The sequence below is a fragment of the Streptomyces sp. NPDC048197 genome (genome assembly GCF_043202395.1).
In the GTDB taxonomy this organism is placed as follows: domain Bacteria; phylum Actinomycetota; class Actinomycetes; order Streptomycetales; family Streptomycetaceae; genus Streptomyces; species Streptomyces siderophoricus.
The window spans coordinates 114,951-135,704 of record NZ_JBIDAJ010000020.1; the positions used below are offsets into that span (position 1 = coordinate 114,951).

At 72.9% G+C, this 20,754-nt stretch carries 13 protein-coding genes and 1 tRNA gene; 10 read left to right on the forward strand and 4 right to left on the reverse strand.

The genetic code is table 11. The annotated features are described in order from the left end of the window. Positions 1-28 precede the first annotated feature (28 nt). Positions 29-1,051 carry an alpha/beta hydrolase gene (locus ACGF4C_RS25095; RefSeq protein ID WP_393569061.1) on the reverse strand — a complete coding sequence of 341 codons (1,023 nt, stop codon included), beginning with the start codon at positions 1,049-1,051 and terminating at the stop codon, positions 29-31. Positions 1,052-1,351: 300 nt separating this feature from the next. Between ACGF4C_RS25095 and ACGF4C_RS25100 the strand changes: the two genes are divergently transcribed. From ACGF4C_RS25100 to ACGF4C_RS25110, 3 genes are all read left to right on the forward strand, one after another. Next, positions 1,352-3,511, forward strand: a complete 2,160-nt coding sequence (locus ACGF4C_RS25100; RefSeq protein ID WP_393569062.1) for an FUSC family protein — start codon at positions 1,352-1,354, stop codon at positions 3,509-3,511. Positions 3,512-3,665: 154 nt separating this feature from the next. Further along, positions 3,666-4,745, forward strand: coding sequence for a rod shape-determining protein (locus ACGF4C_RS25105; RefSeq protein ID WP_393569063.1), 1,080 nt, complete (start codon positions 3,666-3,668; stop codon positions 4,743-4,745). A gap of 366 nt (positions 4,746-5,111) precedes the next feature. Then, positions 5,112-6,128 carry an alpha/beta fold hydrolase gene (locus ACGF4C_RS25110; protein ID WP_393569064.1) on the forward strand — a complete coding sequence of 339 codons (1,017 nt, stop codon included), beginning with the start codon at positions 5,112-5,114 and terminating at the stop codon, positions 6,126-6,128. Positions 6,129-6,528: 400 nt separating this feature from the next. Here the strand turns inward: ACGF4C_RS25110 and ACGF4C_RS25115 are convergent, their stop codons facing one another. Continuing rightward, positions 6,529-7,275 (reverse strand): TetR/AcrR family transcriptional regulator, encoded by a 747-nt coding sequence (locus tag ACGF4C_RS25115; RefSeq protein ID WP_393569065.1) that lies wholly within the window; start codon positions 7,273-7,275, stop codon positions 6,529-6,531. A gap of 150 nt (positions 7,276-7,425) precedes the next feature. Here ACGF4C_RS25115 and ACGF4C_RS25120 point away from each other — a divergent pair, with 150 nt between their 5' ends. Continuing rightward, positions 7,426-8,943, forward strand: coding sequence for an FAD-dependent monooxygenase (locus ACGF4C_RS25120; RefSeq protein ID WP_393569066.1), 1,518 nt, complete (start codon positions 7,426-7,428; stop codon positions 8,941-8,943). A 650-nt stretch (positions 8,944-9,593) separates the two neighbouring features. Here ACGF4C_RS25120 and ACGF4C_RS25125 read toward each other — a convergent pair. Continuing rightward, positions 9,594-10,118, reverse strand: a complete 525-nt coding sequence (locus ACGF4C_RS25125; protein ID WP_393569067.1) for a CGNR zinc finger domain-containing protein — start codon at positions 10,116-10,118, stop codon at positions 9,594-9,596. Between the two features lie 25 nt (positions 10,119-10,143). On the opposite strand from ACGF4C_RS25125, the gene ACGF4C_RS25130 reads away from it, so the two are divergent. Continuing rightward, complete coding sequence (locus ACGF4C_RS25130; protein ID WP_393569068.1) at positions 10,144-11,763, forward strand: MFS transporter; 1,620 nt, start codon at positions 10,144-10,146, stop codon at positions 11,761-11,763. A gap of 405 nt (positions 11,764-12,168) precedes the next feature. After that, a complete protein-coding gene (locus ACGF4C_RS25135) occupies positions 12,169-12,810 on the forward strand; it encodes a DUF1360 domain-containing protein (protein WP_393569069.1) in 642 nt (213 codons plus the stop codon). A gap of 121 nt (positions 12,811-12,931) precedes the next feature. Here the strand turns inward: ACGF4C_RS25135 and ACGF4C_RS25140 are convergent. After that, a tRNA-Arg gene (locus ACGF4C_RS25140) sits at positions 12,932-13,007 on the reverse strand. 310 nt (positions 13,008-13,317) lie between these two features. On the opposite strand from ACGF4C_RS25140, the gene ACGF4C_RS25145 reads away from it, so the two are divergent. From ACGF4C_RS25145 to ACGF4C_RS25160, 4 genes are all read left to right on the forward strand, one after another. Next, positions 13,318-15,243 (forward strand): dynamin family protein, encoded by a 1,926-nt coding sequence (locus tag ACGF4C_RS25145; RefSeq protein ID WP_393569078.1) that lies wholly within the window; start codon positions 13,318-13,320, stop codon positions 15,241-15,243. A 908-nt stretch (positions 15,244-16,151) separates the two neighbouring features. Continuing rightward, the gene (locus ACGF4C_RS25150) at positions 16,152-18,035 is read left to right on the forward strand and encodes a GTPase (RefSeq protein ID WP_393569079.1); all 1,884 of its coding nucleotides are present in this window, start codon (positions 16,152-16,154) and stop codon (positions 18,033-18,035) included. 176 nt (positions 18,036-18,211) lie between these two features. Further along, positions 18,212-18,829, forward strand: a complete 618-nt coding sequence (locus ACGF4C_RS25155) for a single-stranded DNA-binding protein (protein WP_393569070.1) — start codon at positions 18,212-18,214, stop codon at positions 18,827-18,829. 232 nt (positions 18,830-19,061) lie between these two features. After that, a complete protein-coding gene (locus ACGF4C_RS25160) occupies positions 19,062-20,459 on the forward strand; it encodes an LAETG motif-containing sortase-dependent surface protein (protein ID WP_393569071.1) in 1,398 nt (465 codons plus the stop codon). The last annotated feature ends 295 nt before the right edge of the window (positions 20,460-20,754 follow it).

Here is a 20,754-nt window from a genome sequence, read left to right on the forward strand (position 1 = left end):
CCGGACCGCTACGGCCCGGCCGCCGTGATCAGGCGGTCGGCCCCTGCATGTGCGCGCTGACCCAGCGCATGGTGCCCTCGCCCAGGCCCTGCACGTAGGTGGCCGCACTGTGCGTGCCGCCCGGCACTATCTGGAGCCGGGTGTGCACCGGGCCGCGCCCGTACCGGGCGATGAAGTTCCGGACCTTCGGCAGCACGGTGTACTCCTTCGAGCCGTCCTGGAAGGCCAGGTAGACCTCCGGTCCGCCGCGTGCCGTCAGGCGGCGGGCCAGCTCCTCGGGGTTGTTGTCCCGCTCCTCCTTGGCGTGGCCGTTCCACAGCGGGGAATCGGGCACGATGTCCGGCCCGTTGGGGATGGCCACCTTGAAGGTGCCCGGGTTCTGCAGGACGTTCTTCAGGGCCGCGAAGCCGCCCGAGGAGGAGCCCATGATGGCCCAGGCGTCACGGGTCTTGAGGGTGCGGAAGTTCTGCCGCACGAGGTCGGGCACGTCCTGGCTGAGCCAGGTGCCGATCTTCGGCTGGCCGGGTATGTCGCTGCCGTCGTAGTACTGCTTGTCGTTGGGGTTGAGGACCGGCATGACGACGATGAAGGGCAGGCTGGTGCCGTTCTTCGACCACCGGGCGAGGTTCTCCTCCAGCTTGAGGTCGGAGCCGATCCAGTAGTTGACGGGGTAGCCGTACGCGCCGGGCAGTGCCTCCATCACCGGGAAGCCCTTGTCGGCGTTGCGCTTCTCGTAGTACTCCGGCGGCGCCCAGACCCACACCTTGCCGGTGAAGCCGGACTTCGGGCCGTGCAGGGTGGTCACGCCGATCGGGGTGTTGCCGCCGGCGCCGCCGACCCGGCTCTCCTCCTGGAAGGTGATCGGCTTGGTGGGCCACTGCACCAGGGAGCGCTTCCCGTGGGGCGTGGTGTGCAGCGCGGCGCCCGTCTTGGGGCCGCCGCCGAAGCGTACGGGGGAAGGCGGGGAGGTGCTGGTGCCGCAGCCGGCCGTGGTGACGAGCACGGTCAGGGCGATCAACGCGACCACCGGATGGAACAGGGCTTTGCGCACGGGCCTTCTCCTTGCCGAACCTGCCGGGATGCGTCCCGGCCGACCAGCAAGAGGGCGCGGGGGCGCGCCCGGGTTTCCCCCGGCGGGTGTCGGGTTGCTCGCACCCTAGCCCGGAATCCGGCCTTCCCCTTTCTGACCTGCGATGTTTTACGCCCACCGGAAGGGCGGTTTACCAGGATTTTCCCGGCGGGCGGGGCGCTCGCGGCGGGTCCGCGCGCGGGGGCGGGCCCGCCGGGCCGCACCGGGGCGCCGTCCGTCCGCCATCCCGTTTCGGCTCTCTCTGCCCCGTATCCTCTCGTTATGACCTGGTCGCGTGCCCTGAAGGACGCCGCCCGCTCCGGGCTGACCATCGAGCGGACCAAGCTCACCCCGCTGATCGCGGTCCGCGGCACGGCCGGTGTCGCCCTCGTCATCGGCCTGTGCCTGTGGCGCGGCAACCCCGCCCTCGCGGTGTCCTCCGCCTTCGGCGCGTTCTCCTCCGGCATCGTCACCTTCCAGCGCAGCATGCGGCCGCGCCCGGTGCTCGCGCTCGTCGTCGCCGGCGCGCTGGCGGTCTCCACCTTCCTCGGCTATCTGGCCGCCGCCCATGTCGCGGCGTTCGTCCTGCTGCTCGCCGGCTGGACCCTGCTGGCCGGCATGGCCTGGGCGATCGGCCCGGTCTCCGGGCTGGCCGGCACCCAGACCGTGGCGATCATGCTGGTCACCGTCACCCTGCCGACGTCCGTCCTCGGCGCCCTGGAACACGCCGCGCTGATCTTCTTCGGCGGGCTCGTCCAGGCCACCCTGATCGTCGTCTTCCCGGTCCGCCCCTGGGGCACCCAGCGTGATGCGCTCGCCGACGCGCTGGCCGCCGAGGCCGACTACGCCCGCCGGCTGCGGCACGACCCCGTCGCACCCTTCGACCCGGCGCCCCTGATGGACGCCCGGCTCGCCGCCACCGTGACCGCCCGTCAGGCCCGCCGCCGCCCCGTCCAGCTGCACGGCCCGCGCGGCCTCGCCGAACGCGTCCGGCCGGTCCTCGCCTCCCTGGCCGACCCGGTCGTCGGCGCCCCCCTGGAGGGGCCCGAACGCGACCGCGCCCGCGACCTGCTGGCCGCCGCGGCCACCGTCCTGGACGCCGTCGCCCACGCCGTACGGCACGCCCGCCCCGTACGGCTGCCGCCGGAGGCGATGGCCACCCTGGAGGTCCCGGCGACCGGCCCGATGCTGCACGGCCCCGCCCGGCGCTCCGCCTACCGCCTGATCTCGCTGCTCGCCGACGCCGTCGAGCTCACCGACGAGCCGGTACGCGCCACCCGCCCCACCACCGAGGCGGAACGTGGGCGGGGCGGGCGGGAACAAGGCAGCCAGGGCGGGCGGGAACAAGGCAGCCACCTGCTGCGCCCCAGCGTCCCCCGGCTCGTACCGGCCGCGCTGCGCTCCCTGCACCGTGAGGCCCGCTGGTCCTCGCACATCTTCCGGCACGCCCTGCGGGTGGCCGCGGTCGCCGCCGTCGGCTACCTGCTGGGCACCGCGCTGCCGTTCGGCCACGGCTACTGGGCGCCGCTGGCCTCCGTCATGGTGATGCGCCCGGACTTCGCACAGACCTACTCCCGGGGCGTGGCCCGCTTCTGCGGCACCCTCGTCGGCGTCGCCGTCGCGGGCACGGTGATGGCCCTGGTGCACCCCGGCGCCTACGTCAGCGCCGCGCTCGCCGTGGTCTGCGTCTGGCTGATGTACCTGCTGATGCGCACCGGCTTCTCGGTGACCTCGGCCTGCGTGGCCGCCTACGTGGTCTTCCTGCTGGGCATCGCCGGCGCCGGCTGGGAACAGACCGTCCAGGAACGCGTCGTGCTCACCCTCGTCGGCGGGCTGCTGGCGATGCTCTCCTACGCGCTGTTCCCCGCCTGGGAGACGCCCCGGCTGCGCGACCGGCTCGCCGACTGGCTGGACGCCAACGGGCGTTATGCGCTCGCCGTATGGGAGGCCTGCGCCCGGCCCGCGGCACGCCGGCCGCGGCAGGTCCGCGAGGCCCTGCTGGACGCCCGTGCCGCCCGCGTCGCCTGGGAGAAGAGCGAGGACCGCGCCGAGAAGGAGCCGGTGCGGCACCGCGGACTGTCACCGGGCGCGGCGAAGGCGGCCGGCACCGCGCTCGCCACCATGGGCCGGGTCACCATGATCCTGGAGGCCCATCTGCCCGCCCAGGACACCGAACCCTCCGCCGGCGCCGCCGCGTTCGCCGCCGAACTGCGCCCCGGCCTGGAGCGCGCCACCCAGGCCGTACGGGAACGCGGCCCGCTGAACTGGAGCGCCCTGCGCACCGTATGGGAACGGTGGGACGCCCAAACGGGCAGCGAGGGCGTCGCGCCACGCGTCGCCGGGCTGCTGCTCGACGCCCTCGACGAGCTGGCCGAGGCCCTGTCCGGCGACCCGGAAACACGCGAGGAGGGGGCGCGGGGAACCATCCCACGCCCCCAGTAGTCTTATTAATTGCCCGCAATGAACCCCATTGGTGCCCAATGAGGCCATCTGCGGCCCGCCGCCCCCCAGTCCCCGTCAGTTCCGTTCCACATTCCGCCCCGTCAGTTCGTCCCCGTCAGTTCCGCCCCGTCGCGAGAGAGCAACCCCACTCCCCATGGCGTCCAGCACTTCCTCCGGTACGTACGACATAGGCATCGACCTCGGCACCGCCAACACCCTGGTGTACGCGCGCGGCAAGGGCGTGGTCCTGAACGAGCCGTCGGTGGTCGCCGTCAACGCCTCCGGCGAGGTCATCGCCGTGGGCGAGGAGGCCAAGCGGACCATCGGCCGCACGCCCTCCGGCATCACCGCGATGCGCCCCCTCAAGGAGGGCGTCATCGCCGACTTCGAGGCCGCCGAGCAGATGCTCCGCGCCCTGACGAAGAAGGCCCTGCCCAGCCGCCGCTTCTCCCGGCCACGGGTGGTCATCTGCGTCCCCTCCGGCATCACGGGCGTCGAACGGCGCGCGGTCATCGACTCCGCCCGCGGCGCCGGGGCCCGCGAGGTGCACCTGATAGAGGAGCCGATGGCCGCCGCGATCGGCGCCGGCCTCCCGGTGGACGAGCCGGTCGGCTGCATGGTGGTGGACATCGGCGGCGGCACCACCGAGGTCGCCGTGGTCTCCATGGGCGGCCTGGTCACCGCCCAGTCCCTGCGGGTCGCCGGTGACGCCCTGGACGCCGCGATCACCGCGTACGTCAAGAAGAAGCACTCCCTGGCCATCGGCGAGCGCACCGCCGAGGACATCAAGCTCGCCATCGGGTCGGCGGTGTGGACCCCCGTCGACGTCGACGAGGACGGCGAGCCGGACCGTCCCTCCTCCTACACGGTCCGCGGCCGCGACCACGTCAGCGGCCTGCCCCGCATCCAGGAGATCGGCGAGGAGGAGATCCGCCGGGCGCTGACCGAACCGGTCGACGCGATCGTCCGCGCCGTCCACCAGACCCTCGACGCCTGCCCGCCGGAGCTCTCCGGCGACATCATCGAACGCGGCATCGCCCTCACCGGCGGCGGCGCCCTGCTGCGCGGCCTGGACCGACGGCTGCACCAGGAAATGGGCGTACCCGTACGCGTCGCCGACCAGCCCCTGGACTGCGTCGTCAACGGCACCGCCAAATGCGTCGACGAATTCGCCAGCCTGCACGGCCTGTTGACGGGCGCGAAGGAACAACCGCGGAAGACCGTGCGTTTGTAGTTTGTAGGGTGACTGCTGGAGCTGAGCTGAACGCGTAGGGCTGAACACGTAGGACTGCCCGGTACAGCGCTGACCACTGCAGCGGAACGTTCTATGGCTGACCGCTACCGGGCGGAATGGCGGAATGCCGTAGGACTGACCGCTGTAGCTGCATGCGTGACCGCTGCATGCCTGACCGCTGTACGGCTGACCGCTGCAGGCCCGACCGCCGCAGTACCGACCGCGGTAGGGGCGGCGCTGCTGAGGAGACCGCCCCCGCCGGGAGATCGCCCCGCCGGGGGATCGCCCCCGCCAGGAGATTGCCCCACCCGGAGATCGACCCACCCGGAGACCGCCCCGCCGGGAGACCGCCCACCAGGAGGACGCATGCCGCAGACCACGCAACCGGCCGACCACCCCGCCGGCCCGGTCCACCGCTTCGCCGAGATCCCCGAAGGCCGCATCCACTTCGTCGAGCAGGGCACCGGCCCGGTGGTCCTCCTGGTCCACGGCTTCCCCGAGTCCTGGTACTCCTGGCGCCACCAACTCGCCGCGCTGTCCGCCGCCGGCTATCGGGCGGTCGCCATCGACGTCCGCGGCTACGGACGGTCGTCCAAGCCGAGCGAGGTGTCGGCCTACCGCATGCTGGCCCATGTGGCCGACAACGTCGCCGTGTTGCGCGCCCTGGGGGAGGAGACCGCGATCATCGCGGGCCACGACTGGGGCGCGCCCATCGCCGCCCACAGCGCGCTGCTCCGGCCCGACCTCTTCACCGCCGTCGCCCTGCTGAGCGTGCCGTACGTGCCCCGCGGAACCACCCGTCCCACCGAGGCGTTCGCGCGACTCGGCGGCGACGAGGAGTTCTACGTCAGCTACTTCCAGGAGCCGGGCCGCGCCGAGGCGGAGATCGAACGGGACGTCCGAGGCTGGCTGGCCGGCATCTACGCAGGCCTCTCGGGCGACGCCAAGCCTTCCGCCGACGACCAGGACGGCAACGGCCTGATGCGGCTCACCGTCCCTGCGGGCGGCAAGCTCTCCGACCGCTTCCCGGCCGATGCCACCCGCCCCTCCTGGCTCACCGAAGCCGACCTCGATCACTACGCCGGCGAATTCGAGCGCTCCGGCCTGACCGGTGCCCTCAACCGCTACCGCAACGTCGACCGGGACTGGGCGGACCTCGCCCCCTGGCAGGGCGCCCCGATCACCCGGCCCGCCCTCTACATCGGCGGCGACCGCGACGCCCCCACCCAGTGGCTGGCCGACGCCATCAAGGCGTTCCCGGTGACCCTCCCGGCCCTCTCCGGCTCCCACATCCTCGAAGGCTGCGGCCACTGGGTCCAACAGGAACGCCCCGACGAGGTCAACCGGCTCCTGCTCAACTGGCTGCGCGACCTGCCTGCTTGAGGAGACCGCCCCACCACGGGCCCGAGGGCCTGACGGCCTGAGGGGCTGAGGGGCTGAGGTCTGAGCGTCTGAGGTCTGAGGTCTGAGGGTGCCTGAGGCCTGAGGGTCTGAGGGCCCGAGAGTTCGGGGGGCCGAGACTTCGGGGGTCCGAGACTTCGGGGGTCCGAGACTTCGGGGGTCCGAGAGGGCGACGGTCCGAGACTTCGGGGGTCGGAGAGAGCGAGGGGCGAGAGGGCGAGGGCCTGGGGCCCGAGGGTCCGGGGCCCGAGGGTCCGGGGCCCGAGAGGGCGAGAGTCCGGGGCCCGAAAGCCCGGGGGCTGAGAGTCCGGGGCCCGAGAGTCCGGGGGCCCGAGGCCGGGGCGCGAGAGCCCCGGGGCCCGAGGTCCGAGGTCCGAGTCCTCTACCGGCTGCCGCCCATATAGGCCTCCAGCCCGTCGAGGATGCGCTCCAGGCCGAACTCGTCCGCCCGGTCGCGCGCGGCCGCATCGGCCTCCGTGGAGGCGAGCGCCGCGGCGACCGCCGGATAGCGGTCGGCGCGGCCCACCAGCAGCTCGTTCAGCGCCGCGCTCATCACCTGCTCTGGCTCCGTCGCCCGCGCACTGCCCAGCCCCATCGAGGCCGACACCTGCGCGAGCGCCCGTACGTGGCCGCTCACCACGACCACGGCGTCGAGCTGCTCCCCGCCGCTCAGCCCGGTGCCGGCCAGCGCGGCCACGGCCGCCTCCGTCCAGCCGAGTTCGTTCGGCCCCATGACGCGCGGGCCGGTGGCCGCACCCAGCAGCCAGGGGTGCCGGTGGTAGACGGTCGTCAGCGCGCCCGCCCAGGCCCGCAGCCCGTTCCGCCACCCCTCGGGCAGCTGCGGCGGTTCGCCCATCGCGCTGTCGATCATCAGCGCGACCAGCTCGTTCTTGCCCGGCACATAGCGGTACAAGGACATCTTCGTGAAGTCCAGCTCGCCCGCGACCCGTTGCATCGAGACCGCCCCCAGCCCGCCCGCATCGGCGAGCGCGATGGCGGCCCCGGTGATCCGCTCCAGACTCAGCGCGGGCCGTGGCCCGCGGCTCGGCCGCTCCCGCCCGCCCCACAGCAGCTCGACACTGCCCGCCTGATCCCCGAACACCCTGCGCTTCTCGTCCTCGCCCACCATCCCCGTATCCTAAAACTGCGTCCGGGGTACACAAATCAGTGTCCGTCGGATACAGTTTCTTTGTCGGTCGGTCCGACCCGCTCTCATCGGCCCGGTCCGACCAGTCAGGCCCGAGTGGAATCTGGATATGTGATGACGGGGGAAAGAACGATGACTCGACGTACGACGACGGCCCGCGAAAGCGAACGCGAGACGCACGAAACGTCCCGAGCACAGACGGCGGGCGCGGGCTCCGGCTCGGGCGTGGACCCGGTCACGGGCGCGGGCACGGGCGCGGGCACGGATGCCCGCCTCGCCGAGGCCGACGGCGGCCCTGCCCACCGGCCCGAGGGCCGCGCCGACGGCAGAAGCGGTGCCGGAGGTGACGGCGGAAGCGATGGCGGAAGTGACGGTGGCAGCGACGGCGGTCGGAACCGCACGGTCCTCATCTCCGGCGCCAGCGTGGCCGGCCCGGCCCTCGCGTACTGGCTCTGCCGCCACGGCTACCGCCCCACCGTGGTCGAGGTGGCCCCCGCCCTGCGCGACGGCGGGTTCGCGGTCGACTTCCGGGGTGCGGCACATCTGACGGTCCTGGAGCGCATGGGAATCCTGGACGAGATCAGACGCCACAGCACCGGCGGCGGCCCCGCCATGAGCTTCATCGACGAACGTGGTCGCCAACTCGCCGCCCTACCGCCCGAGTTCGCCAGCGGTGACCTCGAAATCCTCCGCTCCGACCTCTCCCGGATCCTCTACCGCCACAGCCTGGCCGCGGCGGCCGACGGGCACCCGGCACCCGAGTACCTCTTCGACGACACCATCACCTCCCTCACGCCCGCCCCGGAAGGAGTCCACGCCACCTTCGCGCGCACCCCGCCCCGCACCTTCGACCTGGTGATCGGCGCGGACGGTCTGCACTCCACCGTGCGCAGGCTGGCATTCGGCCCCGAGCAGGACTTCGTCAGCCACCTCGGCTACTACGTCGCCGCCTGGGACCTCCCGGAGTCCGCCGGTCACCTGGCCGCCCGATCCGTCGGCTACTCCGAACCGGGCCGCATAGCGACCGTCGGACGCACTCCGCGCCGCAGCACCGACCCGGGCTATGCGGGCGAGGCGTTCTGCGTCTTCGCCTCCGATGAGGAGCTGCCCCACGACCGACGCGATCTGCCCGCCCTCAAAGAGGCCATAGCCAGAGCCTACGAAGGAGCCGGCTGGCGCACCCCGGAGCTGATCGACACCCTCTGGACCGCCGACGAGCCCTACTTCGACTCCATCAGCCGCGTCGACGTCCCGTGCTGGTCCAAGGGTCGTATCGCCCTCCTCGGCGACGCCGCGTACGGCGCCACCCTCGGTGGGATGGGCACCGGCTCGGCGATCATCGGCGCCTACATCCTGGCCGCCGAACTTGCGGCGTCCCCCGACGACCACTCAGCGGCCTTCACCCGCTACGAACAAAGACTCCGCCCATATGTGACCCAGTGCCAGGAAGGCGGCCGCGGCACCGGCGCCTTCCTCGCCCCCACGACCCAGGAGGCCATCGACGCCCGCAACGCGGCCCTGAACGACCCGGCAGTCCGCGCCGCCATGCTGCAACAAGGCCATGACCTCTCCACAGCCATCACCCTCGACGACCACCTCCCGACCGAACGGCCCCTTCACCCGACCGGGACGGCAATAGACCTGGCATAGCGCGTTCATAGGTCCCCCCGCGCGAGGTGTTGATAGGCCCGCAAGAGACGCGAGTGACACGTGTGATGCATGTGATGTGTATGACGTCTTGATAAGCGTGCGTGACGCGCTTATCCGACGCGCGTGGCGCGTTCATAGGCTCGAGTGATGTGTTCCTGGGTCCTGTGTGACGCGTTCCTGGGCCTGCGGGTGGCGCGTGACGTGTTCCCGGGGCGCGCGGGTGACGCGGTCCTGGGATCTGCGGGGAGGGTGGGATCCGCGATGCGTTTCTGGGATCGGCGGGTGACGTGGTCCTGGGATCTGCGGGGAGGGTGGGACCCGCGACGCGTTCCTGGGGCCGCAGGGTGAGGCGTTCCCTGGGACCGCTTAGCGCGCCCATAGGCCCGCATGGCGCACCCATAGGCCCGCATGGCGCATCCACAGGCCCGCATGGCGCACTCACAGGTGCCGCGTGGTGCACCGCAGGTGCCGCCTGGTGTGTCGGGACCGTTGCCATAGGCCCCGCGTAGCGCTACGCGGGCGGGGTGGGAAGGGGAGCGGAGGGGAGGAACGGTGGGAGGAGGGGTGGGAGAAGGGGTGGGAGGGGAGGGGAGGGGGGAGAGAGAAGCGGCCAGCGGAGAAGCCCGCGGAGCCCGACCACACCACGCCCCCTACAGCGCCCGCCGCTTGGCCCGGTGGCGGCGTACGGCGTCCCGGTTGGCGCAGGCGTGTGAGCAGTAGCGCTGCCGCCCGGCCCGGCTGAAGTCGGCATACGCATTGCCGCACTCGGCCAGCGCGCAGCGCCCCAGCCGGTGCATGCCCAGCCCGGTCAGATGCAGCGCGGTCCCCACGGCACCCACGGCCCGCAGCACACCGCCCAGCCCGATCCCGTCCTCGCGGTAGTGAATGTGCCAGCCGCCGTCCGCATGGTCGGTCAGTCGCGGAGGGGTGGACGCCTCGGCGAGCAGCCCGTTGAGCAGCGCCGCCCGCCGTTCGTCCGTATCGGCGTCGACCACCTTCGCCCACCGCCGGAGAAAGCCCAACACCTCGGCCAGGTCGCCCTGTTCGACGGGCCGGTCGATCACCATCCCCGCCGCCACGCACCGTTCCTCCAGCTCCCGCACGCTGCCCGGAGGCACGTTGGTGAGCTCGACCACAAAGCGGACGGGATCCTCCCCGTAAGGCTTCAGCTGCACAAGACCATTACACCAGGCTGACCACATGACTCCCCACCCACCCACGAACCCCCATTTTCCCGCCGAGAACCCCCCAACAACCGCCCGCCAAAGCCCACTTGCCCCCACCGCCGACGACACCGAGGTCCGCACCCTCGTCACCCCGGACACCCTCGTCACTCCGGACGCCCCGGGCACTCCGGGTACCCTCGGCACTCCAGGCGACCCAGGCACCCCGGATACCCCAGGCACGCCCGGCAAATGGCTCCCCTTCCTGGCCACCTGCCTCGGCACGTTCCTCCTCCTGGTCTACGCGACGATCGTGACCGTGGCGCTGCCGAGCATCGCCGCCGATCTGCATGCCGGCTTCGGCCCGCTCCAGTGGGTCGTCGACGTCTACACCCTCGCCCTCGCCGGACTGCTCCTCGGTATGGGCTCCCTAGGCGACAGCCTGGGCCGCAAACGCCTCTACGTCCGCGGTCTGACGGCATTCACCGCCGCCACCCTCGCCTGCGGTCTGGCCCCCAATGTCCAGGTGCTGATAGCGGCCCGCGCCGTCCAAGGGGTCGCCGGCGCGGCCATGTTCGCCACCCTCCTCCCGCTGATCGGCCTCACCTACACCGGTCGCGACCGGGCCAAGGCATTCGCCATCTGGGGCGCGGTGGCCGGCGCGGCCGGCTGTGCGGGAAACATCGCGGGCGGCATCCTCACCCACTTCCTCTCCTGGCAGTGGATCTTCTGCGGCGCCGTTCCCCTCTGCGTCGCCACCATCGCCCTCTCCGCCAAGGTGCTCACCCGCGACGCCACCCGGCCGACCCACATCGACTGGCCGGGCATAGCGACCTTCACCCTGGCCGCGCTCGGCATCACCTTCGGCTTCATCCGCGGCGGCGAAGCGGGCTGGTCGGCCCCGTCCACCCTGCTCGGCTTCCTGGTTGGCGCCGCCCTCCTGGCCGCCTTCCTCCTGGTCGAACGCTCCGCGGCGCGCCACCCCACGCACCGGCCCATGCTGCCCCTGACCCTCTTCCGCACCCCCGCCTTCAACGGCATGCTCCTCGCCGCCTGCGTCTACTACCTGTCCGGCTTCGGCTTCCTGCCCGTCCTCTCCCTCTGGCTCCAGGACGGCGCTGGCCTCTCCTCCCTGGGCACCGCCTTGGTCATCACCGCTCAGCCAGCGGCCTTCTTCGCCACCTCCGCCCTGGTCGGCAGTGCCCTGCACCGCCTCCCCGCCCGCTGGACCCTCGGCGGCGGCTCGCTGATCGTCGGCCTCGGCAACCTGGCCTTCCTCGTGACCGCCCCCGGCTCCTCCTGGCCGGCCCTGCTCCCCGGCCTCGTCCTCACCGGCGTGGGCGCCGGCCTGGTGTCACCCGTCCTCCCCGCGACCGCCATGTCCTCGGCGCCTCCGTCCCACGCCGGCGTGGCCGCCGCCGCAGCCAACAGCGCCCGCCAGCTCGGCCTGGCCCTGGGCATCGCCCTCCTGGGCACCGTCTTCCACCAGTCCGCTCCGCCCCCGGCCCCGTCCCCCACCGCCTACGCCCACGCCCTCCACACCGTCTTCCTCCTCGCCGCCACCCTCGCCCTCACCGGCGGCCTCATATCGACCCACCTCCTGAGCCGCCCCGACCGAACCGAAAACCGAACCGAAACCCGCCCCACCGCCAGCTGATCCACACCGAACCAGCTCCCAGCCGGGGCACCGGACCAGGCAAGCAGCGGACAAACCCACCAAGCCGGCCGAGCCCCCCACCCCATCCGCCCCCCCGTCATCCCCAGCCCACCCACACCGCCCCAACCACGCCACCCCCGCCACATCAGGTGCCCCCTCCCACCCCGGCGCTTAGCCTGACCACAGGGGCTGGCTCCAGGAGCCTGACCACAGGGACCGACTACGGACCGACTCCAGAGACGGAACCACACCAGCAATAGCCAAAGTCAGAGTCAGAGCCAGAGCCCGGCCGGCGACGCCCCACGACGGCCAACACAAGACCGGCAACGCCCCACCAAGACCGGCAACGCCCCACCAAGACCGAGAACGACCCACGACCGGGCCCGCGCAACGGAAGCGACACCCATGGGCAGACGCACTCCTCGACGACGCGACCGTCGCCGCACCCTGCCGGACCCTGGGCCGCCCGACACCCGACCGCCCGAGTCACGGCCATCCGACGCCCATCCGCCGGAGTCGCCGCCGTCCGACGACGCACGGCAGCCCACCGGGCACGACTACTCCCCCGAAGCGGACCGCCCCCTACGCGGCTACCTCACCGCCCTCGCCGCCTTCGGCGCGTACAACGCCGGATGGGCGGTCGCGATCCGCCGCTGCGGGCGGGCACTGCCGGAACGGCCCGACCCCCGGGACCTGGCCCTGACCGCAGTGGCCACCTTCCGCCTCAGCAGACTCCTCACCAAGGGCTCGGCCACCAGCCCGCTCCGCGCCCCGTTCACGGTCTACGAAGGCCCCGAGGGCCCCGCCGAGGTCAGCGAACGCCCCCGCAAGGGCGGGCCCACCGAAACCCTCGGCGAACTGCTGACCTGCCCCTTCTGTCTCAGCGTCTGGCTGGCCTCCACCCTCACCGCCGCCCAACTCCTCTGGCCCCGCCTCACCCGCACCACCACGGGCGCCCTCACCGCCCTGGCCGCCGCCGACGCCCTCCAGTTGGCCTACACGGCCCTGGAATCCCGCGCTGCCCACCCCGAACCCCCACCCAACTGACCTCCCCGGCCGCACACCCCAACGAAAAAGGCCCTCCCCATGGGAGGGCCCGGCGCTTTCGCATGTGCGGCCACACCGCCCCTGACCAGCAAAAAGACCCTCCCGCAGGGAGGGTCTGGCCTGGCGCCCCCGGCAGGACTCGAACCTGCGGCCAAGTGCTTAGAAGGCACCTGCTCTATCCACTGAGCTACGGGGGCCGGTGTGGGCGTGGATCACGGACCGCGGACCAGGATAGAGGCCCGGGTACCTCGTCCCGGTTGCTTCACCTCCGTGGCACGTTGTGGAGGTTCGGTGAAGCGGTCCCGATAATCGCAGGCAGGTACGAATCCTGCACCGCTTTTGACGCGCGGCGTGGCGGGTGTTGTGCACTCGTTATGCCTGCGTCTCAGTCGTCGCGAACGTCTCATGCGTCACTCGTCCCATTCTGTGGGGGTTCTTGCGGCGCGCACGAGGGGTTATACGCTTCAAAAAGCCAACGAAATTGGGCATTCTGCACATGTGGCGACCTTGGACGTACGACCCCGGCTGATCGACGCACTGTCCGTACTGCGCGACCGCGTCGAAGCCGCACGCTTTCCGCTGCCACTACGGGGCGCCGCCCGGGCCCGGTGCAATCGGGCCGAGCTGCTCGCCCAGCTCGACGACTATGTGATTCCCCGCCTCCGCTCGCCTCAGGCGCCGCTGCTGGCCGTGATCGGCGGTTCCACCGGGGCCGGCAAGTCCACCCTGGTGAATTCGCTGGTGGGGCGGCGGGTCTCGGAGGCCGGGGTGCTGCGTCCGACGACGCGTACGCCGGTGCTGGTGTGCCATCCCGACGACGTCCACTGGTTCTCCGGACGGCGGGTGCTGCCGCAGCTCACCCGGGTCTGGGGACCCGAGGAGGACGAGGGCGCGGAAGCGGCTCATCGGGAGCACGGGGACCACGGGGAGTATGAGGGGCATGGGGGATGCGGCGACGGGAGTGGCTCGGGGAAGAGGGGAGCGTCCGGGGGCGGGGAGCCGTTCGCGGTGCGGATCGAGGTGGAGGCGGCCCTGCCCAGTGGGCTGGCGTTGCTGGATGCACCGGACATCGATTCGCTCGTCGCCCGGAACCGTGAGCTGGCCGCGGAGCTGATCTGCGCCGCGGACGTATGGGTGCTGGTCACGACGGCCGCCCGGTACGCCGACGCGGTGCCCTGGCATCTGCTGCGCGCGGCGAAGGAGTACGACGTCACGCTGGTGACCGTGCTGGACCGGGTGCCGCACCAGATCGCCACCGACATCTCCGGGCGGTACGCGGAACTGCTGCAGCGCGCCGGCCTCGGCCATGTACCGCGGTTCACCATCCCCGAGCTTCCCGAGTCGGCCGGCGGCGGCAGCGGGCTGCTGCCCGCCACGGCGGTCGCCGGGTTGCGCGAGTGGCTGGAACGGCACGCCCAGGACCCGGCCGCCCGTAGGGCCGCCGCGGACCGTACCGCCACCGGGGTGATCGCTTCGCTGCGCAGCCGGTTGCCCGCGCTGGCCGGGGCCGCCGCCGCTCAGCACGCCGCGGGACTCCGGCTCGCCGGCCGGGTCGAGGAGGCGTACGAACGGGCCGCCGAACGCGTGCGGAGCGAAGTCGCCGCCGGTGAGGTGCTGGCCGGGGACGCCCGCGCCTACTGGCGCGACCACGGGACCGGCGGCCGGTCGGACGAGCTGCTCGACGCCCTGACGGACGGGCTGACCTCGTTGCTGACCTGCGCCGTGGAGGAGGCCGACGAGCGGGCCGCGGAAGCCTGGCGGCGCGATCCCGCGGCCGCCGAACTCTTGTTGACGGCCTCCCCGGGGGCGTCCCCGGGGTCCCCCGAGGCGCCGGGAGCCGCGGAGGCTTCGGCTGCCTCGGAAGCCGCGGGGGCGGCCGGCCGCCTGGGCGTGCTCGTCCGGCGCTGGCGGCGCTGTCTGGAGGAGCTGGCCGAGGAGGAGACCCGTGAGGCGCGTGATGCCCGTGACACGCGTGGTGGGCCGGCCGGTGAACGCGTCGCCCAGGTGGAGCCGGAGGAAGCGGCCGCCCTCCTGGCCGCCACGCTGCTCGGCGGCCGGCGCGCCCGTACGGCGGGCGAGAACCTCGCCGACCTCCTGGGCGCCCAGACCGCACTGCGGCTCCGCGACCGGGGCGGCCGGCTGCTGGCCACCTATCTGGCGCGGGCGCTCGACGGGGAGCGCGAGCGGCGGCTGGCGCCCCTGGACCGGCTGACCGTACCGCCGGACCAGCAGGCCGAGCTGATCGCCGCGTTGTCCGTATTGCAGCGCGAACGGCAGCAGGGGCAGGAGCAGGAGCTTCAGCATCGGCAGGACCTTCAGCATCAGCAGGAGAGGGCGGCAGCAGGTGGTGTGCGGGTCGAGGGCGTAGTGGCGGGAGCAGCGACGGCGGACGCAGTAGTGGTCGAGCGGGAGAAGGCGGAGGTGTCGGGGTGAGCGGTTCCGGAACGGCGGATTCGGGTGTGGGGGAGGGGGCGCCCGCGAGTACGGGTTCGGGCGGTGGCACCGGGGCGGGGCAGGGCGATGCGGAGAGAGTCGCTGCCGCGACGGGAGAGGGTGCCGTGGCGAGAGCCGGGGACGTGCCGGGAACGCGTGACGCGGAGAGCGGCGCGGCCGGCTGTGGCGAGTCCTGGAGCGGGCAGCCGGGGAGCGCGCGGACGGCGGCGGGGGAACCGGGGCCGGGCGGGGCGTGGGATGACGGGTTGATCGCGCGGAGGGTGCCGGAAGGCGGTGTTCCGCGGCCGGACGTGCGCCGGGGCACGCCCGGGGCGCGGACCGAGCCACGGGTCGAGTCGCGGGGCGAGCCGCAGGCCGGTGCGGCGGAGGGCGCTTCGGGCGCCGGTGCCGAGGAAGCGGGTGGTGGGTCATGCATCGGGGCATATCCCGGGGCCTACGCCGAGGTCTACGCCGAAGCGCACGCCGGGACATACGGAGGGCCGTACGGCGAGCCGGGTGGCGCGCCGCGCGCCGTATCGGGTGGCGAGTCGGGTACCGCGTCTTCTGGCGCTGGCCCTACCGCGTCCTGTGGCACTACCCCTACCGGGGCATACGGAGCCGGCCGTGCCGCTTCGTCCGGCGACGGACGGTCCGGTTCGTTCGGAGAGGCACGGTCCGGTTCGTCCGGAGAGGCGCCGGGCGGGTCGTCCGGCGAGGGGCGGGACGGATCGTTCGGTGAGGGGCGCGGGGGGTCGTTTGCCGCGGTGTCCAGCGGTGCCTCGTACGGAAGGCCGTACGAGGGGCAGCGCCGCGCCGTGCAGCCGTATGACGGGCCGTTCGACGAGCTGGGTAACGGGCCGTACGACGAACCGTGTGGTGGGTCGACGCAGGAGTCGCCCGCGGAGGCCATGGTGCAGCCGCGTCCACCGGTGGAGGGCTATCGGTGGGTCGCGGACGGGGGCCGGCGGGCGCCGGGGGGCGGGTTGCGGGCGCGGCTGGAGGCGTTGCGGGAGCTGATCGCGCTGTCGCGGTCACGGCTGGACGGGCGGACGCTGGCGGCGGCCGGGCGGGTGCTGGAGGCCGCGGACGAGCGGTACCGGCTGTCCGGCGAGCACACCGTGGTGGCCATCGCCGGAGCCACCGGCAGTGGGAAGTCGTCGCTGTTCAACGCCCTGGCCGGGGCGAACCGTTCACAGGTCGGGCCGCGGCGGCCGACCACCGCCGACCCGGTGGCGTGCGTCTGGCCCGGCGGCAGACCGGGCGCCGAGGGGCTGCTGCGGCGCCTCGGGGTGCCCGCGCACCGTCGGCACATCGCCGCGGACAACAGCCCCGAACTGCGCGGACTCATCCTGATCGACCTGCCGGACCACGACTCCTCGGCGACCGAACACCGCGCCCAGGTGGACCGGATGCTGGAGCTGGTGGACGCGGTGATCTGGGTGGTCGACCCGGAGAAGTACGCGGACGCGGTGCTGCACGAACGCTATCTCCGGCCGCTGGCGGGCTATGCCGAGGTGATGTTCGTCGTCCTCAACCAGGTGGACCGGCTGCCCGGCGAGGCCGCCGACCAGGTGGTGGACGATCTGCGCCGGCTGCTCGACGAGGACGGGCTGGCGCTCGGCGAACACGGGGAGCCGGGCGCGGCGGTGCTCGCCCTCTCAGCGGCGACCGGCAAGGGCGTGCCGGAACTACGGGAGTCACTCGGCCAGTTCGTCGCCGAACGGGGCGCGGCGGACCGGCGGCTGGTGGCGGACGTGGATGCGGCGGCCGAGCGGCTGCGGTCGGTGTACGTGGCCCGGAGCCAGGTCGGACTGACCGAAGGGGCCCGTGAGGAGTTCGCCGACCGGTTGGCCGAGGCGGTCGGCGCGGTCGCCACCGGGCGGGCCGCGGAACGCGACTGGCTCCGGTACGCGGAGCGGGCCTGCGGGTCCCCCTGGGCACGGATGCGGGGCCGCCGGTCCCGCGGCGCGCGGCCGGCCCACGGGCCGGGAGGCGCAACGACAGGGACAGGGCATGCCACGACCGGAGTGGGACGAGGAACGACCGGCGCGGGGCAGGACACGACCGGCGTGGGACGCGCATCGACCGGGGTGCGCATGCCGGTACCGACGGGCACTCAGCAGGACACGGCCGCCGGGGGGACGAGCCGCAAGGGCGCGGCCGGGCCTGCTCTCGTGGGGCGGCAGGTGACGGCGGGGCACCGGCGGACCTCCGGGGCCTGGGGCGGCGACGCGACGGGCGACCCGGTGGTGGTCCGGGCGGCGGCCCGGCCGGTGGTGGAGCAGGCCGTACGGGGCGTGGCCGCGGAGGCGGCACACGGGCTGCCGGCGCCCTGGGCGCAGGCGGTGCGCGAGGCCGCGGACCGGGGTGCGTACGGGCTGCCGGAGGCGCTGGACAAGGTGGCGGCCGATGCCGAGGAGGCACTACGGGGCGGACCGGCCGTCAAGCCGCGGTGGTGCACGGTGGCGGCCGCGCTGCAGGGGATGCTGTCCGCCCTGCAACTCGTCGGCGTGCTCTGGCTGGTGGCGGCGCTGACCGGTCTGGTCGATGCCTCGACCTGGGTCTCCGGGCTGCTGCCCGCCGTCATCGGGTCGGTGGGCGGCCCGGCACTGGCGTGGCTGTGCCGGGTGGTGGCGCGCGGTCCGGCGCGGCGGTACGGGCAGGACGCCGAGCGGCGGCTGCGGAGCGCGGCGGCGGCCTGCGGCCGGGGCCGGGTGCTGGAGCCGGTCGCCGCCGAGCTGCTGCGCTACCGCGAGGTGCGGGAGCAGTACGCGGTGGCGTCGGGGGCCTGAAGGGCGGACGTCGGGGGCTGGGGCGGTGCGCCCCAGCCCCCTTACGGGTGGCCGAGTTGTCCACAGTCGGCAGGTTGTCCACAGGCCCCGGCGGGGCTTGCCGGATCCGTGCAGCATGAGGTCGACGCAGCGCGAGCGACCCGGCGAGCGCGCAGGAGACGGGGGAGTGGATTTCCGTGAACGAGACGATGGTGACGCTGGTGGGGAACGCGGCGACGGCGGTGGAGCACCGGCAGACGACGGCGGGCGTGACGGTGGCGCGGTTCCGGCTCGCGGCGACGTCCCGGCGGTGGGACAAGGCGCAGGAGCGGTGGGCCGACGGGGAGACGAGTTTCTACACGGTCCGCTCGTGGCGCGGCCTGGCCGACAACGTCGCGGCCTCGGTGGCGGTGGGCGAACCCTTGGTGGTGCAGGGGCGGTTGCGGCTGCGGGAGGGGGAGCAGCCACCGGAGAAGGGCGGTCAGCGCTGGTTCTCCGCCGAGGTCGACGCCGTCGCGATCGGGCATGACCTGTCGCGCGGTACGGCGGCCTTCCGCAGAGTCACCCGTGTGAGCCGTATGCGCGCAACGGATCCGGACCCGGAGCCGGGCCTGCGCTTGGACCCGGAGGCGGAACCAACCCCCGCCGCTCAACGGCAGGAGACCACAGGGAGGTTGGGGTCGCCGCCTGGCGGGAGGAAGGAGGGCGGTGCCGACAAGGAAGAAGCCACAGGGGCAGTTACCGAGTGGGACACCGGGCCAGTCACCGGGCCAGTCACGGTGGGGAATTCGCCCCAGAAGGCCGCAGTGCCCTGAAACGTTCCGGGGATTTGTCGATAATGCCAGGTCAGGGTGCCTGTGTTCGGTAACGATTGCGATTCGGATCGCTTATGGGATGCCATTACTGGGGACCCTGATGCGCCTGCTCCATAAGATCCGACGAGTACTCACGGGGGCTCACGGGGGCTGACGTTCGGCTTTTGAGTTCTTTGGATCTTTCCGGCGAGGCAACTTCCCCACCCGACCGCCTCGCCCAGAGGGGAAATTCATGCTTTCGATGAAGAGGCGGGGCGCAGCCCGCCTTGCCGCCGCGGTCGTGGCCTCCGGCCTGGTCGCGGCGGGTGCGATAGCCACCGCGGGGACCGCAGTGGCGGACGAGACCACCCCGGCGCACGGGGGTGCCACCGCCACGCTCGGCGGCCTGAAGATCTTCGACCAGGCGGTCGTGCACAACGACGGCGGGGACCAGCGCGTCGGCGCGGGCCTCTTCGAGATGGCCGTGGACAACGGCGGCACGCTGCAGACGTACTGCATCGACATCCACAACCCGACGCAGCAGCAGGCGAAGTACCAGGAAGTGCCCTGGAGCGCCTCGTCGCTGCACAACAACGCGGACGCCGGCAAGATCCGCTGGATCCTGCAGAACTCCTACCCGCAGGTGAACGACCTCGCCGCCCTCGCTTCCAAGGCCGGTGCCGGGAACCTCACCGAGAAGACCGCGGCGGCCGGCACCCAGGTCGCGATCTGGCGCTTCTCCGACCACGTGAAGGTGGACGCGGTCGACCCGGCGGCGGAGAAGCTCGCCGCCTACCTGGAGAAGAGCGCGCAGAGCGTCGAGGAGCCCAAGGCGTCGCTGACGCTGGACCCGCCGGCCGTCTCCGGTAAGTCGGGCAGCAAGCTCGGCCCGGTCACCGTGCACACCAACGCCGACAGCGTGACGATCTCCCCGGCCGCCGGTGCGCCGGCCGGTGTCAAGATCGTCGGCAAGGACGGCAAGCCGGTCACCAGCGCCGCCGACGGCACCCAGCTGTTCTTCGACGTGCCGAAGGGCACCGCGGACGGCACCACCTCGCTGACCGCGCAGGCCGCCACCAAGGTGCCGGTCGGCCGGGCCTTCACCGGAATCGGCGAGCACGCCAAGAGCCAGACCCAGATCCTGGCCGGCTCCAGCGAGTCCACGGTCTCCGCGGCCGCCACGGTCTCCTGGAAGAAGCAGGGCGCCATCCCGGCGATCACCGCCGAGAAGAACTGCGCCAAGGGCGGCGTGGACGTCACGGCCAGCAACAAGGGCGATGAGGCGTTCCGCTTCCAGTTGGCGGGCAAGGACTACGAGATCGCCCCGGGCAAGTCGCAGACCGTGACCGTCCCGGTGGCCGAGGACCAGCCCTACGAGATCACGATCAAGGGCGCGGGCGGCTTCAAGAAGACCTTCTCCGGGGTCCTCGACTGCAAGACCGCCGGCAGCGGCGGCGGTAAGCCCTCGCCCAAGCCCAGCCCGGCGTCGGTCGGCGGCACCACCGGTGGCGGCCACGGCACCGACCTCGCCGAGACCGGTTCCAGCAGCGCCACCCCGATGATCGCGGGCGTCGCGGTCGTCCTGGTCGTGGTCGGCGGCGCCGCGGTGTTCTTCCTCCGCAAGAAGAAGGCCGGCACCCCCGCCCAGTAAGGGCCATGGCGGCAGACGCCCCGTAGCGGGCGTGCAGTAACGGCGGGCGCCCGGCCGGTCACCGAGAGGTGACCGGCCGGGCGCCCACGTTTTGCGTCAGCAGCCCCGCCCGCGCCCGTGCCCCTGCTCGCGCCCCTGCTCGCGCCCCTGCTCGCGCCCCTGCTCGCGCCCGTGCCCCAAAGCCCGCGACCAGCGGCAACAAGGCGATCGACGAGGCAACCGACGAGGCAGTCAACGGGGCAGTCAACGAGGCCGCTCGCGCGTAGCGGGCACCCCGATCCGCTGGTAGCCGGAA

Bases quoted from the DNA above. Each gene is read 5' to 3' on its own strand.
- ACGF4C_RS25135 (WP_393569069.1), top strand. From the start codon at position 12,169: ATGGGCAGACGCACTCCTCGACGACGCGACCGTCGCCGCACCCTGCCG.
- ACGF4C_RS25100 (WP_393569062.1), top strand. From the start codon at position 1,352: ATGACCTGGTCGCGTGCCCTGAAGGACGCCGCCCGCTCCGGGCTGACC.
- ACGF4C_RS25130 (WP_393569068.1), top strand. From the start codon at position 10,144: ATGACTCCCCACCCACCCACGAACCCCCATTTTCCCGCCGAGAACCCC.
- ACGF4C_RS25110 (WP_393569064.1), top strand. From the start codon at position 5,112: ATGCCGCAGACCACGCAACCGGCCGACCACCCCGCCGGCCCGGTCCAC.
- ACGF4C_RS25150 (WP_393569079.1), top strand. From the start codon at position 16,152: ATGGTGCAGCCGCGTCCACCGGTGGAGGGCTATCGGTGGGTCGCGGAC.
- ACGF4C_RS25160 (WP_393569071.1), top strand. From the start codon at position 19,062: ATGCTTTCGATGAAGAGGCGGGGCGCAGCCCGCCTTGCCGCCGCGGTC.
- ACGF4C_RS25115 (WP_393569065.1), bottom strand. From the start codon at position 7,275: ATGGTGGGCGAGGACGAGAAGCGCAGGGTGTTCGGGGATCAGGCGGGC.
- ACGF4C_RS25105 (WP_393569063.1), top strand. From the start codon at position 3,666: ATGGCGTCCAGCACTTCCTCCGGTACGTACGACATAGGCATCGACCTC.
- ACGF4C_RS25120 (WP_393569066.1), top strand. From the start codon at position 7,426: ATGACTCGACGTACGACGACGGCCCGCGAAAGCGAACGCGAGACGCAC.